General features: G+C 37.7%; 14 protein-coding genes. 5 read left to right on the top strand and 9 right to left on the bottom strand.

Annotated elements, in window-relative coordinates:
* Positions 1–60 precede the first annotated feature (60 nt).
* Together IQ215_RS01725 and IQ215_RS01720 are read right to left on the bottom strand one after the other, a co-directional pair.
* Positions 61–1,524 carry a M16 family metallopeptidase gene (locus IQ215_RS01725; RefSeq protein WP_193799594.1) on the bottom strand — a complete coding sequence of 488 codons (1,464 nt, stop codon included), beginning with the start codon at positions 1,522–1,524 and terminating at the stop codon, positions 61–63.
* Between the two features lie 56 nt (positions 1,525–1,580).
* Entirely contained in the window at positions 1,581–2,780 is a 1,200-nt protein-coding gene (locus IQ215_RS01720; protein ID WP_193799625.1) for a glutathione S-transferase family protein, read from the bottom strand.
* A gap of 173 nt (positions 2,781–2,953) precedes the next feature.
* Between IQ215_RS01720 and IQ215_RS01715 the strand changes: the two genes are divergently transcribed.
* On the top strand, positions 2,954–5,128 hold the full coding sequence (locus IQ215_RS01715; RefSeq protein WP_193799593.1) for a glutamine synthetase III: 2,175 nt from the start codon (positions 2,954–2,956) through the stop codon (positions 5,126–5,128).
* A 215-nt stretch (positions 5,129–5,343) separates the two neighbouring features.
* Here IQ215_RS01715 and IQ215_RS01710 read toward each other — a convergent pair whose 3' ends face one another.
* On the bottom strand, positions 5,344–5,916 hold the full coding sequence (locus tag IQ215_RS01710; RefSeq protein ID WP_193799592.1) for a peroxiredoxin: 573 nt from the start codon (positions 5,914–5,916) through the stop codon (positions 5,344–5,346).
* 232 nt (positions 5,917–6,148) lie between these two features.
* On the opposite strand from IQ215_RS01710, the gene IQ215_RS01705 reads away from it, so the two are divergent.
* Both IQ215_RS01705 and IQ215_RS01700 read left to right on the top strand, forming a co-directional pair.
* Positions 6,149–6,571, top strand: a complete 423-nt coding sequence (locus IQ215_RS01705) for a Fur family transcriptional regulator (RefSeq protein ID WP_193799591.1) — start codon at positions 6,149–6,151, stop codon at positions 6,569–6,571.
* 50 nt (positions 6,572–6,621) lie between these two features.
* Complete coding sequence (locus IQ215_RS01700) at positions 6,622–7,029, top strand: DUF1824 family protein (RefSeq protein ID WP_193799590.1); 408 nt, start codon at positions 6,622–6,624, stop codon at positions 7,027–7,029.
* Between the two features lie 157 nt (positions 7,030–7,186).
* On the opposite strand, the gene IQ215_RS01695 is transcribed toward IQ215_RS01700, so the two are convergent.
* Together IQ215_RS01695 and IQ215_RS01690 are read right to left on the bottom strand one after the other, a co-directional pair.
* The gene (locus tag IQ215_RS01695; protein ID WP_015223871.1) at positions 7,187–7,495 is read right to left on the bottom strand and encodes a DUF1232 domain-containing protein; all 309 of its coding nucleotides are present in this window, start codon (positions 7,493–7,495) and stop codon (positions 7,187–7,189) included.
* A 330-nt stretch (positions 7,496–7,825) separates the two neighbouring features.
* Positions 7,826–8,230 (bottom strand): NIL domain-containing protein, encoded by a 405-nt coding sequence (locus tag IQ215_RS01690; RefSeq protein WP_193799589.1) that lies wholly within the window; start codon positions 8,228–8,230, stop codon positions 7,826–7,828.
* A 56-nt stretch (positions 8,231–8,286) separates the two neighbouring features.
* On the opposite strand from IQ215_RS01690, the gene IQ215_RS01685 reads away from it, so the two are divergent.
* Both IQ215_RS01685 and IQ215_RS01680 read left to right on the top strand, forming a co-directional pair.
* The gene (locus IQ215_RS01685) at positions 8,287–8,844 is read left to right on the top strand and encodes a thioredoxin family protein (protein ID WP_193799588.1); all 558 of its coding nucleotides are present in this window, start codon (positions 8,287–8,289) and stop codon (positions 8,842–8,844) included.
* Positions 8,845–9,125: 281 nt separating this feature from the next.
* Complete coding sequence (locus tag IQ215_RS01680; protein ID WP_193799587.1) at positions 9,126–11,405, top strand: glycosyltransferase 61 family protein; 2,280 nt, start codon at positions 9,126–9,128, stop codon at positions 11,403–11,405.
* Here IQ215_RS01680 and IQ215_RS01675 read toward each other — a convergent pair.
* The 4 genes from IQ215_RS01675 to IQ215_RS01660 all read right to left on the bottom strand — a co-directional run bounded on the left by IQ215_RS01675 (position 11,402) and on the right by IQ215_RS01660 (position 14,532).
* Positions 11,402–12,409, bottom strand: a complete 1,008-nt coding sequence (locus IQ215_RS01675; RefSeq protein ID WP_193799586.1) for a sulfate/molybdate ABC transporter ATP-binding protein — start codon at positions 12,407–12,409, stop codon at positions 11,402–11,404. The two genes, IQ215_RS01680 and IQ215_RS01675, sit on opposite strands and share 4 nt — an antisense overlap.
* 108 nt (positions 12,410–12,517) lie before the next feature.
* Positions 12,518–13,330 carry a sulfate ABC transporter permease subunit CysW gene (cysW, locus tag IQ215_RS01670; RefSeq protein WP_193799585.1) on the bottom strand — a complete coding sequence of 271 codons (813 nt, stop codon included), beginning with the start codon at positions 13,328–13,330 and terminating at the stop codon, positions 12,518–12,520.
* Complete coding sequence (gene cysT / locus IQ215_RS01665; protein ID WP_193799584.1) at positions 13,317–14,177, bottom strand: sulfate ABC transporter permease subunit CysT; 861 nt, start codon at positions 14,175–14,177, stop codon at positions 13,317–13,319. Before cysT ends, cysW begins: the two co-directional genes overlap by 14 nt.
* Before the next feature lie 37 nt (positions 14,178–14,214).
* Positions 14,215–14,532: an NIL domain-containing protein gene (locus IQ215_RS01660; protein ID WP_193799583.1), complete on the bottom strand. Its 318-nt coding sequence runs from the start codon at positions 14,530–14,532 to the stop codon at positions 14,215–14,217.
* Between the last annotated feature and the right edge of the window lie 57 nt (positions 14,533–14,589).

Here is a 14,589-nt window from a genome sequence, read left to right as displayed (position 1 = left end):
GTAAAAAACAATTGATAATAGAAAATAAGGGGCGATCGCCCCTATCCCTTAAGATAAAGTTTAACTATTAGGTAGAGGAATAGTAATATCAAGGGTTTGAATATCCTGATTTAAAACCGCCAAAGTGTCTTTAACCTCATCACCATTACCCACAACAAGGGTGACAAATTTATCAGGTTGTAAATAGTTTTGTGCCGACTCAAAAACCTGTTGGGCAGTGGTATTAGTTACCGCTTTTTGATAATCAAAAATAAAATCTTGGGGATAACCATAATATTCATAGGTCATAATACGGGAAAGAATTTGATTAGGGCTTTGAAATTGAAACACAAAGGAATTAAGGATAGAATTTTTGGCATAGTCTAAATCCTCTTGACTAATTCTCTCTGTACGCAGTTTTTCGATTTCTTGGTTAATGGCTTGAATAAATTGCCCACTGGTATCGGTGTTAGTTTGCCCCCCTGCTAAAAATAAACCAGGATAGTTATAGTTGGCGCCCCATACCCCATAGACAGAATAGGCTAAACCCTGGCGCGATCGCACCTGATTATGTAATCTACCCCCAAAACCATTTAAAAGACCATTAATAACGGTTAATGTAGGATAATTAGGATCATCTAACTCACCCCCTAAATGTCCTAATAAAATATTACTTTGAGTAAGCTGAGGTTGATCAATTAAATATAATCCTGAAGAAGCCACTTGAGTGGGCATAGGAATATTTTGGGCAGGGGCAGGGGTATCAACTTCCCAATCTCCTAGGGTTTGAGCAATAATATTTTTAATCTTATCGGGTTCAAAATCCCCCACAATACCTAAAATAATATTTTCAGGGCGAATGTGTTGTTGATAAAAATTGATTATATCTTCCCTAGTAATATTCTCAAGGGTACTATATTCGATGGTACGAGCATAGGGGCTATCATCACCATAAATAAGTTTTCTAAACTCCCTGCGAACAACATTACCCGGATTATCATTGCGACGGGAAATGCTCCCTCTGAGATTGTTTTTTTCAAAATCTAAAAAAGTTTCTTCAAAGGCTGGATTACGTAATATATCAGCAAAAAGGTTAAAAACTTCCTCCAAATCATAGCTAAGGGTATTAAAAGTAACATTACCCGAGTTTGTGCCGATGGAGGTTTCGATGGAAGCCGCTTTTTGTTCGAGGATAGTATCAATTTCATTTCTACTGCGGTTGGTGGTGCCTCCTGTGCGTAGTAAATCCCCCGTGAGGGTTGCTAATCCAATTTTGTCTGTGGGTTCAAATTTATCCCCTGTTTTTAGCACTGCATTGCCCGTGATGAGGGGAAGACGATGATCTTCCATTAAATATATTACCATGCCGTTATCGAGGGAAAGGCGATCGTATTTTGGTAATTCCACTTCCCCTAAGGGGGGGTATGCTAAATCAGAATAATGGCTAATGGGTTGGGCTATGGCAACGTTACGGCTAATAATAGTGAAGGTGATGGTAATTAAGCCAATGGTTAACCATTGCAATGACTTTTTAATTTTATTCATAAGTATTTCAAAGTTAATGGAGGGTGTGCGCTGTAATGATGAATTATTCCTCTAGCCTAACGAAAATTAAGGGGGTTTTGATCCCGACGATGACGAATGGGTAAAGGTTCTGGTTGTATGTTACTATCTAAACTAGCGGTATATTCTAGGGCTTGTCTGAGCCTTTTTCCTGCATAAATGGACATATCCCGAGGCACATTAATTCTATCCCGTAAATATCTTAACCCGAGGGCAGATTGGTTAGGGGGAGGACAATCTTCTTTTGTCATCATGTAGGTTAAGGCGCTACGTAGGGCTTGATCAAATAATTGATTATCGGTAGGGTTGATGTCGATGATGTTGTGACGATGTTTTAAAACTCTGTGGAGGGCTTCTTGTCTTGAGTTTTCAGGCTCAGGGTAAGCCACATCGGGTAATAAAAACCAGTCTCCTTGATCAACTCTTTGTTGATTTTTGAGGGTTTGGGGTTCACGATTACTGTAGCATCCTCCCATTTGAGGGGGTAAGTCATGGGCGTGGGTGTGAAAGTCGCTTTGAGTGCCTCGGTAGGTGGGGCGAGTTTCCATGGCATCAAACCAACGGGAAAGATTGGGATTTTCTTCCCTTAGTGAATAGCCTTTGTAGTAGTAAAGACTAGCATTCATTCTTTCTATGTAGGGGGTGAAAATTACATCGGCGGTGCTAAAGTCTTGGAGAAAGTAAGGGCTCGGGGTTTGACTGAGGGCTTGTTCTACTTTTTTAATGACTTGAATAAATTGTTGACGGTTGTTGTTTTCTTGTTGGGGAAAAATGGTGGGGTAGCATAGCCATGTACACCATGCCCTAAATAGTAGTCTTTCTAGTTTTCTTAGGGGGAGGACTTTTTTATCTTCCATGCCGAATTGTAATACGCCGAAGGTTTGTTCGAGGGCTATTAATATGTCGTCGCTTTCGGTGATTATTCTGCCGTCTAATTCTACGGCGGGAAGCATTCCTGAGGGAACTTTTTCTTTATACCATGGTTCTTTTTGACCATAGCAAAACATGGTTACTTTTTTGATGCGGTAGGGGATTTGTTTTTCTTCTAGCCATAGCCATATTTTTTGACAGTAGGGACACCAGGCGTGATTATCTCTATAGAGGGTTACTCTTATGGCTTCTTGTTGGTGGTTAAACAGTCTGAGGGTGGCTTGGGAGTTGGTTTGTCCGTTGATTTTATCGATATGATAGTCCGTTAATTTTTCTAGTTCTTGCCAGGATAAAGGTGCGATCGCCATTAGTATCTCAATAAAAGTAATAAGTCTAAAATTAAATATAACCTTTGTTTGGGTAATGGGTAATGGGCAATGGGTAATGGGTAAAAGATAAAAAGTTACAAAAGTGTTCACTGTGAACTATTTGAAAATTACATAATCATTATTCTGAAAGATTATCCTTCAAATAAAAGACTATGAGTGGAAATCAATCAAGGGTTCAAGCCATTTATCAAATCACCAATAGAGAGGTAAAACCTTTTAATAGCCCCAAAAGATTGGAAGAAATGTGGGCAAAAGATGTATTCACCCTCAGCAAAATGCAGGAGTGTTTACCTAAAGATGTATTTAAATCCCTACAAAAAACCATCCAAACAGGAGAACCCCTCGATCTCTCCATTGCGGATGTGGTAGCTACGGCCATGAGGGATTGGGCAATTTCTAAAAAAGCCTTGTACTATGCCCATGTATTTTACCCCCTCACCAACTCCACCGCTGAAAAACATGATGGTTTTGTGTCCGTACAGGGTGACGGCTCGGTAATTTCTGAGTTTGCAGGAAAAGTATTGGTCAAAGGAGAACCTGACGGCTCGTCTTTCCCTAATGGTGGTATTCGTTCTACCTTTGAGGCTAGGGGATATACCGCTTGGGATGTGACTAGCCCTGCCTATGTGATGGAGACGGATAACGGTGTAACCCTTTGTATTCCTACGGTATTTGTTTCTTGGACTGGGGAAGCTCTGGATAAAAAAACTCCTCTGCTTCGTTCTAATGCGGCCCTCAACAAGTCGGCTCGTAAAGTGTTAGAACTATTGGGACATACTGATATAGCCCCCATTAATTCTAGCTGTGGAGCAGAGCAGGAATACTTTTTGGTTGATGCTAATTTCGCCCATAGTCGTCCTGATTTACTTTTAGCAGGAAGAACCTTATTTGGCAGACCTTCGGCTAAGGGACAGGAATTTGACGATCATTATTTTGGTGCTATCCCTGAGCGAGTACAGGTTTTTATGCAGGATGTGGAAGAATCTATGTATCGTCTGGGTATTCCCGCGAAAACTCGTCATAATGAGGTGGCCCCTGGCCAGTTTGAATTGGCGCCTTTCTTTGAAAGTGCTAACGTGGCAACGGATCATCAACAGTTAACCATGACCATTTTAAGAAAAATGGCCAAAAAACATGGTTTCTTGTGTTTGCTCCATGAAAAACCTTTTGCTGGGATTAATGGTTCTGGAAAGCACGTGAATTGGTCTGTGGGTAATGCTACTCAGGGTAATTTACTAGATCCTGGTGATACTCCCCATAGTAATGCTCAATTCCTCCTTTTCTGTGGGGCAATTATCCGAGGGGTTCATAAGTTTGGGCCTTTGATGCGCGCGGTGGTGGCAACGGCTAGTAATGACCATCGTTTAGGGGCTAATGAAGCTCCTCCTGCTATCATGTCGGTTTATCTTGGTTCTCAGTTGGAGGATGTCTTTGAACAAATTCGCACGGGAGAAATCAAGGGTTCTCAGTTGGCTCAAACCATGAATATTGGTATTGATACTTTACCTGTTATTCCTAAGGATCCGGGCGATCGCAACAGAACTTCTCCTTTTGCGTTTACTGGTAACCGTTTCGAGTTTAGGGCCGTGGGTTCTAGTCAGTCGGTGGCAGGTCCTTTGGTGGCGATGAATACCATCTTAGCCGATTCTTTACAGTGGATTGCGGAAAAATTAGAGGCTGAGTTAAACCAAGGTACTGAGCTTAATGATGCTATCCAAAAAGTTCTCCAAGAAATCATGGAAAAACATGGGGCTGTGGTTTTTGGTGGTAATGGTTATTCTGATGAATGGCATAAAATGGCCGTAGAGGAAAGGGGTTTGGCTAATTTACCCACCACTGCTGATGCTTTACCTAGTCTCAGATATAAAGAGGTTGAGGAGCTATTTGATCGCATGGGGGTGCTTTCCCCTGTGGAATTAGAAAGCCGTTTTGAGGTATATGCAGAGCAATATATTCTTTCCCTTGAGGTGGAAGCAAAATTAGTGGTTAGCATGGCAAAAACTACTATTTATCCTGCTGCTATCAATTATCTTTCTAAACTTACTAGCACCATGGCTAGTTTAAATAATGTCGGTATCAAATTGGATACCACTGCGATCGAAAAAATCGCCACCTTGGTTAATCAATTAATGATAGAAGTTGAAAAACTTAGTGAAGCCCTAGGAAAAGAAGATTTCGCAGATACCGAAGCCCATATGAAATATTTTGCCCAAACCATTCTTCCCATGATGAATGAAGTCCGCAAATATGCTGATGCCCTTGAAGGTGAGGTTGATGATGAATTATGGCCTTTACCTACCTATCAAGAAATGTTGTTTATTAAATAGTTTTAGGTCTTAGGTGCCAGGTTTTAGGTGTTAGGTTTATCTTTAGTTCAATTTATTGAACGTTATCTATGTAGCCGTGTAATTCATTACACGGTGGGTAATGCTAAGTTTTATCAATCAGATTTAGCATAAAATCAGCAATACCAAAAAAGTATCACTCACAAAAAAAGGGTGTAAATATACACCCCAAAAATCAAATTATTTTTTTTTAATTATTAACCTACAAATTCCTTAACGGGTTCACATACTCCAGCAGGAGCAGTTCCTTTGAGGTAAGCTAACATAGTATCAGCATCAGAGACCTCGAAAGGATCGGTAGGACAGTTATCTTCATAACCAGGCTCTACAAAGATTTTCTCGATCTTACAGTCGTTAACAAGCATAGAATAACGCCAAGATCTCAAACCGAATCCGAGGTTAGATTTATCAACTAACATACCCATTTTGCGGGTGAATTCAGCGTTTCCATCGGGTAATAGGAATACGTTTTTAGCGCCGATTTCTCTACCCCATTTGAACATTACGAAAGCATCGTTTACAGATACACAAATTACTTCATCAACACCTTGAGCTTTAAACTCATCGTATAATTCTTCGTAGCGAGGAAGATGATTAGAAGAACAAGTAGGGGTAAATGCTCCGGGTAAGGAGAAAACAACTACTTTTTTACCGCCAAAAATATCTTCAGTGGTTTTGTCTTCCCAACGGTAAGGGTTAGGTCCTTCTACGGATTCATCACGGACACGGGTTTTGAATACTACACTAGGTACTTGTTCGATAACAGCCATGTTTTACCTCTACTATAATGGTTAATAAAACTTTACGTTTTTAAAAATATTGTTGAAGCTACTTAACTTTTTGCTTCTATCTCAGAATAACTCTTATTTAGGAATTTGTCAACAACAATAATTATTCATTTTTGTTAAGGTATAGTTAAGGCTAGTTGATTAATACTAAAAAATTGATTATCAATTAGACTGTAAGTTTGTAGTGTAAGACTAAGATTATTTTTACTTTGTCATGGGAAAAAAAGCAGATGAAATTATTAGTGTACTAAAGGCAAAAGGGCTGAGGGTGACTCCCCAACGCTATGCTGTATATGCCAATCTGTTGAGTAGAAATGATCATCCCACCGCAGAAAATATCTTGACAGATTTAAATAAAGACGTACCGACTTTATCTCAAGCAACAATATATCTTTCGTTACAAACTCTGAGGGATGTGGGGTTAATTCGTGAGGTGTTGTTACAAGAGGGGGTATGTAGATACGATGCCAATGTTTCTCCTCATCATCATTTTCGCTGTAACTGTTGTGGAAAAATCGAGGATATTCCTTGGGAAACTTTTTCTAATTTGTCCATTCACAAGTTGCGCCGAGGGCTAAAAGTTGATCATTATGAGGTAATTGTGCAGGGGGAGTGTAATTCTTGTGCTGAGGATTAAAATTTAGCTTGGGGTTTATTTGTAGTAATAATTTTTTTAAGGGTAATTAAATGAATTCTGAAGTAGCTTCGGCTTTAAGGGTTTTAAAGGAATATAGTGGTATTAAAACAAAGATTCCCGCATCGGAAACGGAAAAGGTGGAGTTGCAAAAATCTCTTTTGTTGATTATCCATGAGGCGGATTATTGTAATTTGGGTATTTGCGCATCGAGTTATGATGAGGGTTTTTCTGCCTTACAAAGTTACCTCAAGGCTTTTGGCTATGTTTTAGATATTAGTCGTCGTCATGGGGTTGATGGTGATGAGCCTATTTATATCAAGTTTAATGGAGAAAAGTTATCTCACATGGTTTCTGATTATTCTGGGGAATATCGTGGGGTATTAATAACGATTTTTTCTGATGTTAATGATTCTATTCTAGGAACTTACGGACATTTACCGTTATCTTTGTTTGATTGATTTTTAACTTAATTTAGGTGTTGGTGAATTAAGGTATGATTTTTAGTTGAGTTTGGCAATAGGTAATGGGCAATGGGCAATAGTAATAATAGTTTTAATACTATATATTTACTGTAATTTAATAATGCTTCATACTCAGCAATGCCCTAATTGATTTTTACTTGTCGAGGGGGATGGCTTCTACTTCTACGGTTTCTCCTTGACTATCACTATTTCCATTGTCAATATTATCTTTGTCTAGTTTTTTGTTTTTCATTGCCCCTAAGAGTAGTTGAGATACTTCTGATAGCATGATGGAGACAATGACAAAATCATCAATTTGCCCTGCGATGGGGATGATGTCGGGGGAAATGTCGATGGGGCTAATGAGATATACTAATGTGCCAAGGATTACCCAGAGACGGTATTGGGGGTTACGGATGCCGTTGGTGTACCATGTGTATAGGGAAGAAAGGTTAAATTTCATAATGTTTTGACAGTGGTTGCTATGTTTTTATTTTATGGTGATTGAAGTATTTATATATGTAGGTTTTCCGTACTTTTTGAGGTAGTGTTTCAATAAATAATTTGAGTTGGGGATAAAAATCGCAATCTTTCATGGGTGTAAACAATTGATAATGAACAATTTATATCAAATATTTTCACAGCCCCACCGTGTAATGAATTACACGGCTAATGGTAGTTCGTTCAATTTATTGAACTAAGATATTAATACTGCTAATTTGTAAGTGATCGAGCAGACTTGATATTAAATGATTATTACCCATAGTCTTCATCATCTTAATACCTGAAACCTTTATAAATTAGTGGTGATAGCTTGGACAGGGCAAGTGGGAATACATTGCTCACAGACGATGCAGGTTTGTTGACGAAATTGTAGTTTATAACTACTGGGATTGAGGGTGAGGGATTCGGTGGGGCATACCCCTGTACATAAGCCACAATGGACGCAGATTTCTTCATCGATGATGATTTCTCCTGTGGCGGAGGAAACTTTGATGTCTTGGGATTTCATCCAATCGATGGCTATTTCTAGTTGATCTATGTCTCCTAATAATTCTACTACTAATTTACCGATTTGGTTGGGGGCGACTTGGGCGCGGATGATGTTGGCTGCGATGTTGAATTCTTTGGCAAGGCGATAGGTGATGGGAATTTGTACCATGGTACGGGGAAAGGTGAGGGTTACTCGTTTTTTCATGAGTTTGAGGGATAATGGTTTTTGAATAACTATTTATAGTGTAGGGAATTATATTTATGTCTGAAAATACTTCTTCTGGTGTTGGGGTTAATGGTTTACGAAATTTGGTAATTGCTTTGGTGGCGATCGCCCTTAGTGTTACTTTGGTATTAGGGTTACAAACTAGCGCTAATTCTGAGTCTTTGGAGGCACAGGCACAAAATTCTACTCCTTTGGAGGTGGCGGTTAGTAATGGTAAGCCCACTTTGATGGAATTTTATGCCAATTGGTGTACCAGTTGCCAAGCCATGGCTGGGGATATGGCGACTTTGAAGCAGGAGTATGGCAATGATATTAATTTTGTGATGCTTAATGTGGATAATACGAAGTGGCTTCCTGAGGTTTTACGGTATCAGGTGGATGGTATTCCCCATTTTGTTTTTCTTGATCAGGACGGAAGTGCGATCGCATCTACCATTGGCGAACAACCTTTATCAATTTTTCAAAAAAATTTAACAGCTTTAATTAATAATAATCCCCTCCCTTATGCGAACTCTCAGGGGATAACTTCTCAGCTGAAAAATGCTAATCCTATTATAGAAGGAAATCAAGATAATCCCCGTGATCATGGTTAAGAATTACTGGTTCAATTAACTAAGGCTAATATATTTTCTTAGTATTTTTAGCAGGATGTATCTATGAAATATTTATGCTATTAAGTGAAGTTTTTTACTGCTTTTTAAAAAATCAATAATTTTCTAGCATAATTATCAAAAAAAACAGCAAAAATGTAGTCATTTAGCCTTAGTTATGTTATAATAAAATTATATAAAACATAGCCACCTTTTCTTGACCCGTAGCGGTCGGGGAGGGGTGGCTTGTGCTTTTTTTTAGCAACCCCTATTGTAAGAATAGTATGGATAATTGGTTAGAAGTTAAGGCACAGGTAAAGAGTTATTGTTATCAAAATAATTATGAACAATTAAAGGCTTATATAGAATCTTTATTGACGGTGAATGATTCTAATCCTTTATTTTTGGCTTATGCTGGGGTTAGCTATATGTTAGCTGATGACGAGGAAAGGGCGATCGCTCTTTGGCTAGATTGTTTTTTGTGTGCGGATGAGGAAGAATTAGTAATTGTTGCTCATAATCTTCAAGAATTAGGTGATTTATATTTTAAAAATAATCAATTTAATACTGCTTCTTTGATTTATCAACAGGTATTAGAATTTAATGCAGAGTATTTCCAAGGTTATCTTAAACTTGGTTATTGTTTTCTATACTCTGGCAATTTTGATGATGCTATGGAGGTGTGGAAAAATGGTTTATCTATAAATGCTCAATGGAAAGAATTATATTTAAATATAGCAGAACAATATCAGTATGTTAAAGAATATAATCAAGCCATTAGTTATTATTTAAAAGCTCTTGATTTTTATAGTAATGATAATAAAATCTTGTACAATTTAGGTTTTTGTTATACTGCTACTCATCAATTAGATTTAGCTATTGATTATTATCAACAATGTTTAAATATTGATCCTTATAGTGACCGTATTTATGGTGAACTAGGTTATATCTATTTATTGCAAGGAAATGTAAAGAAAGCAAAAGAATCTTGGCAAATTTTAGTGAATAATTTTGATATATTTACTAACTTACTTAATTGGAGTAAAGAAAGTAATGATCAAAGTATCATTTTAAATTATCGTCTAATTGATAACTTATTTTTCAACAAAAGTTTAGCAGAATTTACTGTTATTATTGCTCATTTATTATTTGCACAAAAAAAATACTCTTTAGCAAGTATCTACTATCAAATTGCATTGGATGATTTAGTTCTTAAACAAAATAATTTATCAAACCAAAATTTATTAACAACAAACGAAATTAAAAATATTCTGGATAACTTATTCTTTATTCTCCATCAACAAAATAATCAAGATAAAGTAAAAGAATATCTTAATCAATTAAGTAATACGGATAATGAATATATAAAAAATGTGATTAAAAATTTAATCAATGGCTCAACAAAAAAAGTTAATCATCCTGAAAATTTAATCATAAATGAAGCTAAAAAATATTATGAAACTAGCCAACAATGGGCAAAGAAAAAAGGAAATTATCAGTTAATTTATGGAGATAATCAACTTAGCCTAAAACCTCCCCATAGTTTTGATAATAATATTCATCCTAGTTTTTATTTTCCGCACAAATTCCCCTTACCCTCTAGTTTTGTGACAATTTTAGATAATGGACGGTTTTGGTTACGGGAAGACGAGGGCAGTAGTGCCATTATCAGCGATGATAACTATATGATAGGGGATATTTCTCCCGAATCTCCTGCCCTGAGTCCTAATCATCCTGATAAACATCCTCGTTATCATTCCTTGTTGACAACTTCTTTGCTTTCCCCTGTCACTCGTCTTAAAGGTAAGGTAGTTGTTTTGGGAGGATTGTTAAACAATATCTATTTCCATTGGTTATTTGATATTCTTCCTCGTATTCATCTACTGGAAAAGGCTTCTATTTCTTGGGATGAAGTGGATTATGTGGTGGTGGATAATCGTTGCCAATTTCAACGGGAAACTTTAGAAATGTTTGGCATTCCTTCCTCGAAGATATTTCCTCTTTCTTTTCCTACCCATATTAAGGCTGATAAATTAATTGTACCTTCTTTTCCCAGTGCGATCGCCTGGATGCCTCCTTGGAGTTGTCAATATTTACGTACAAAAATATTAGGTGATAATTTAGATAAAAAAACACCTGATAAAAAAATTTATATTAGTCGAGAAAAATCTAGTAATAGAAGGTTAATTAATGAACAAGAAATTATCAATATTTTAAAACAATATAACTTTGAAATTTTCAATTTAGAATTACTTTCTGTCAAGCAACAAGCAGAATTATTAAATCAAGCAGAAATTGTCATTTCTCCCCATGGTAGTGGTTTAAGTAATCTAGTTTTTTGTCAATCCAAAACGACGGTAATAGAAATTTTTTCCCCTAATTATGTATATCCTTGTTACTGGTTAGTTAGTAATATTATTGATTTAGAATATCATTATATTTTAGGGGAAATTATGGGCAGTAAAAGTTTTAATAATTTTCTTTATCCCGATAGTCGTTTTGAGGATATTTACATTAATCCACATAATTTAACAATAAATTTAGAGCGAATTTTATCATCCTAGGCAAAGGTTTTTATGCGATGGGGTTTGACAAAAACTACTTGATTATTTTTAAGATTTAAAGAATTAAATTTTTGTTTACTGAGATGGGCAATAATGGGCAAATTATTTTCTAAAAGTAATTCTACTTGTATATCTGCGCCTAGATGAGTGATTCTTTTAATGGTGGTTTTGGTACTTTCATTGTCATCTGTTAACAAAATATCTACCTCATGGGGGCGCACAAACACCTCTGGATGGGAGGAATATTCATCATGATTAACATTAACAAAAATAGGAGTATGGCTAGGTAAAACATTCACCTCCCCGATAAATTTCATCACAAAAGGTGAGGTAGGATTATCATAAATTTCTGCAGGGGTGCCAATTTGCTCAATAACGCCGTGATTCATTACCACAATTTCATCTGCCACTTCCATGGCTTCTTCTTGGTCATGGGTGACAAATACACTGGTAATATGGACATCATCATGCAATCTCCGTAACCATGCCCTTAAATCCTTCCTCACCTTGGCATCTAATGCCCCAAAAGGTTCGTCCAATAACAATAGCTGGGGTTGCACAGCCAACGCGCGCGCTAGGGCGACTCTTTGCCTTTGTCCTCCTGATAATTGGGATGGGTAGCGATCGCCCAAACCCTCTAATTGAATCAAATCAAGCAATTCAGCCACTTTATGTTTTATTTGATTTTTGGGAGTTTTACGAATTTTTAAACCAAAGGCAATATTTTCCTTGATGGTGAGATGTTTAAAAAGGGCATAATGTTGGAATACAAAACCAATATTTCGTTTACGAATATCAAGATGGGTGGTATCTTTTCCATTAATAATTACTTGACCATTATCGGGGGTTTCTAACCCTGCAATTACCCTCAAAAGAGTTGATTTTCCTGAACCAGAAGGGCCAAGGAGGGCGACTAAAGTATTGGGTTTTACCTCTAAATTAATATTTTTTAGAGCTTGGAAATCACCGAATTTTTTGTTTACTTGATTGATAATAATACTCATTGTTTTAGATATAGTGTTATGAAAAAGTGAATTAGAAACTAGGGAACGGGGAATAGGGAACAGTTTTTGATCTATTAGTTCCCCCCTTAACAAGGGGGTTAGGGGGGATCAAATCCTTGTATAACGTTCCAAAATTTCCTTACAAATAAGGGTGACAACTGCCAACAAAACCAGTACCACTGAGGCGGCAAAAGCCGATTGACTTTGATAGTTTTTGTAGGCCAATTCCACGAAAATCGGTAGGGATGCCGTTTTACCGATAATGTTGCCAGAAACAACGGCGATCGCACCATATTCCCCCATCGCCCTAGCATTAGTCAGCAAAACCCCATAGAGTAAACCCCAACGAATACTAGGGAGAGTCACCCGCCAAAAAATCTGTAAATCATTCGCCCCCAGACTCCTGGCCGCATCCTCCTGCTCACTACCAATCTCCTCCAACACAGGAATTACCTCCCTCGCCACAAAAGGCATGGTCACAAAAATCGTCGCCAATACCATCCCCGGCAAAGCAAAAACAATTCTCACATCAAGATATTCCACCAACCAATTTAACCAACCATTACGCCCATACAAAAGCACCATCATTAATCCAGCCACCACAGGGGAAATGGAAAAAGGCAAATCGATAATACTCATCAAAAACGCCTTACCCCGAAAATTATTCCTCGCAATTACCCACGCCGCACACAAACCAAACACCGTATTTAAAGGTACACTAAACAACGACAACAGCACCGTTAACCATACCGCCTGGATAAATTCCCGTTGTTGAATTGCCTGTAAAAAAGTGGGAATCCCCTCCTTAAACGCCTCATAAAACACCGAGACAGCAGGAATTAATAAAATCAGTCCCAAATAAACAAATACAACCAAAATTGACCAATTCTTGCCCGTATTTAATCTTTTAATTGTCTGCATAACGTTTGCCCCACTGCTGTAACAGATTAATAATTAACAACAAAACCAAAGAAATAAATAACAAAACCGCTCCAATTACCGTTGCTCCCACATAGTCATACTGTTCCAGTTTTTGCAATACCAATACAGGGGGGATCAAATCCCGAAAAGGAATATTAGAAGCAACAATAACAATAGTTCCATAGGAACCCACCGCCCGAGAAAAACCCAAAGCCACCCCCGCCGAAATAGCAGGAATGAGAGGGGGTAAAATTACTAGGCGAAAAGTTTGCCAATCCGATGCACCCAGTGACCAAGAAACCTCCTCAATTTCCGATCCCATTTCCTGTAATACAGGCTGTAAAGTTCTGACTACAAAAGGCAAGGCGATAAATAACATCGCCACAAATACCCCCAAAGGTGAAAAAGTAATCTGAATACCAAAGGGAGTAAAAAACTGACCAATCCAACCATCCTCAGAATACACCGTCGCTAATACCAAACCTGCCACCGTGGTAGGTAATGCAAAAGGAATGTCGATGGTGGCATCAATAATTTTTTTGCCCCAAAAGTCGTAACGCACCAACACCCAAGCGGTTAAAGTTCCCATCACAGCGTTAATCAAAGAAGCAACTAAGGCAGTGCCAAAGGTAAAAATATAGGAAGCCACTGCCACCTCCGCCGTTGCCTCCTGCCAGAAGTTTTCCCATCCTAAACTCGCTGACTCAAGTATTAACGCCATCATGGGAATGATTAAAATTACGGCGAGAAAGATGATAGTCACCGCCCAGGGGATGGAGAATTTGCGCAGAATATTTTTAATGGTTTCTCGATAATTGAATGGTGGTTGTTTTAAAGAACTAATCATGATTTTTTTTAGGGGAATAGTTTTCCATCGAGAATGTTTAATGTCTGATTTCCCACTCTCCCAAACTCCAAGAATCTTTTACTATTTGTTGACCGTTTCCCGTCTGACTCCAAACTTCTATATTTAAGTCAGATAGATAATTTAAAGCCTCTTGAATGGCAGTTTTTTCTCCTGACAAGATAAGGTTAAACCAACCATCTTTATCCGCATATTCCCCTAACATGGCAGAGGTGATATTTACTTCTAAATTGTGCTTGGAAGCCAGATCAACAATGATTGGTTTATCATGATGATTCGGGGGAATATGGATAGAAATTTTGATAGATTTTTTGTCTTGAATATCTTGGTTTGTCATAGTCAACTCTCCATAGCTGTAATGAAATTGGTAATTATTCCTACGGAATTTTTGGGA

Source organism: Cyanobacterium stanieri LEGE 03274, from assembly GCF_015207825.1.
GTDB lineage: Bacteria > Cyanobacteriota > Cyanobacteriia > Cyanobacteriales > Cyanobacteriaceae > Cyanobacterium > Cyanobacterium stanieri_B.
Note: the sequence above shows the minus strand (reverse complement) of the source record. Positions and strands in the feature narration are given on the sequence as shown.

Coding starts and splice junctions, on each gene's coding strand:
- IQ215_RS01725 (WP_193799594.1), bottom strand. CDS start 1,524: ATGAATAAAATTAAAAAGTCATTGCAATGGTTAACCATTGGCTTAATT.
- IQ215_RS01720 (WP_193799625.1), bottom strand. CDS start 2,780: ATGGCGATCGCACCTTTATCCTGGCAAGAACTAGAAAAATTAACGGAC.
- IQ215_RS01715 (WP_193799593.1), top strand. CDS start 2,954: ATGAGTGGAAATCAATCAAGGGTTCAAGCCATTTATCAAATCACCAAT.
- IQ215_RS01710 (WP_193799592.1), bottom strand. CDS start 5,916: ATGGCTGTTATCGAACAAGTACCTAGTGTAGTATTCAAAACCCGTGTC.
- IQ215_RS01705 (WP_193799591.1), top strand. CDS start 6,149: ATGGGAAAAAAAGCAGATGAAATTATTAGTGTACTAAAGGCAAAAGGG.
- IQ215_RS01700 (WP_193799590.1), top strand. CDS start 6,622: ATGAATTCTGAAGTAGCTTCGGCTTTAAGGGTTTTAAAGGAATATAGT.
- IQ215_RS01695 (WP_015223871.1), bottom strand. CDS start 7,495: ATGAAATTTAACCTTTCTTCCCTATACACATGGTACACCAACGGCATC.
- IQ215_RS01690 (WP_193799589.1), bottom strand. CDS start 8,230: ATGAAAAAACGAGTAACCCTCACCTTTCCCCGTACCATGGTACAAATT.
- IQ215_RS01685 (WP_193799588.1), top strand. CDS start 8,287: ATGTCTGAAAATACTTCTTCTGGTGTTGGGGTTAATGGTTTACGAAAT.
- IQ215_RS01680 (WP_193799587.1), top strand. CDS start 9,126: ATGGATAATTGGTTAGAAGTTAAGGCACAGGTAAAGAGTTATTGTTAT.
- IQ215_RS01675 (WP_193799586.1), bottom strand. CDS start 12,409: ATGAGTATTATTATCAATCAAGTAAACAAAAAATTCGGTGATTTCCAA.
- cysW (WP_193799585.1), bottom strand. CDS start 13,330: ATGCAGACAATTAAAAGATTAAATACGGGCAAGAATTGGTCAATTTTG.
- cysT (WP_193799584.1), bottom strand. CDS start 14,177: ATGATTAGTTCTTTAAAACAACCACCATTCAATTATCGAGAAACCATT.
- IQ215_RS01660 (WP_193799583.1), bottom strand. CDS start 14,532: ATGACAAACCAAGATATTCAAGACAAAAAATCTATCAAAATTTCTATC.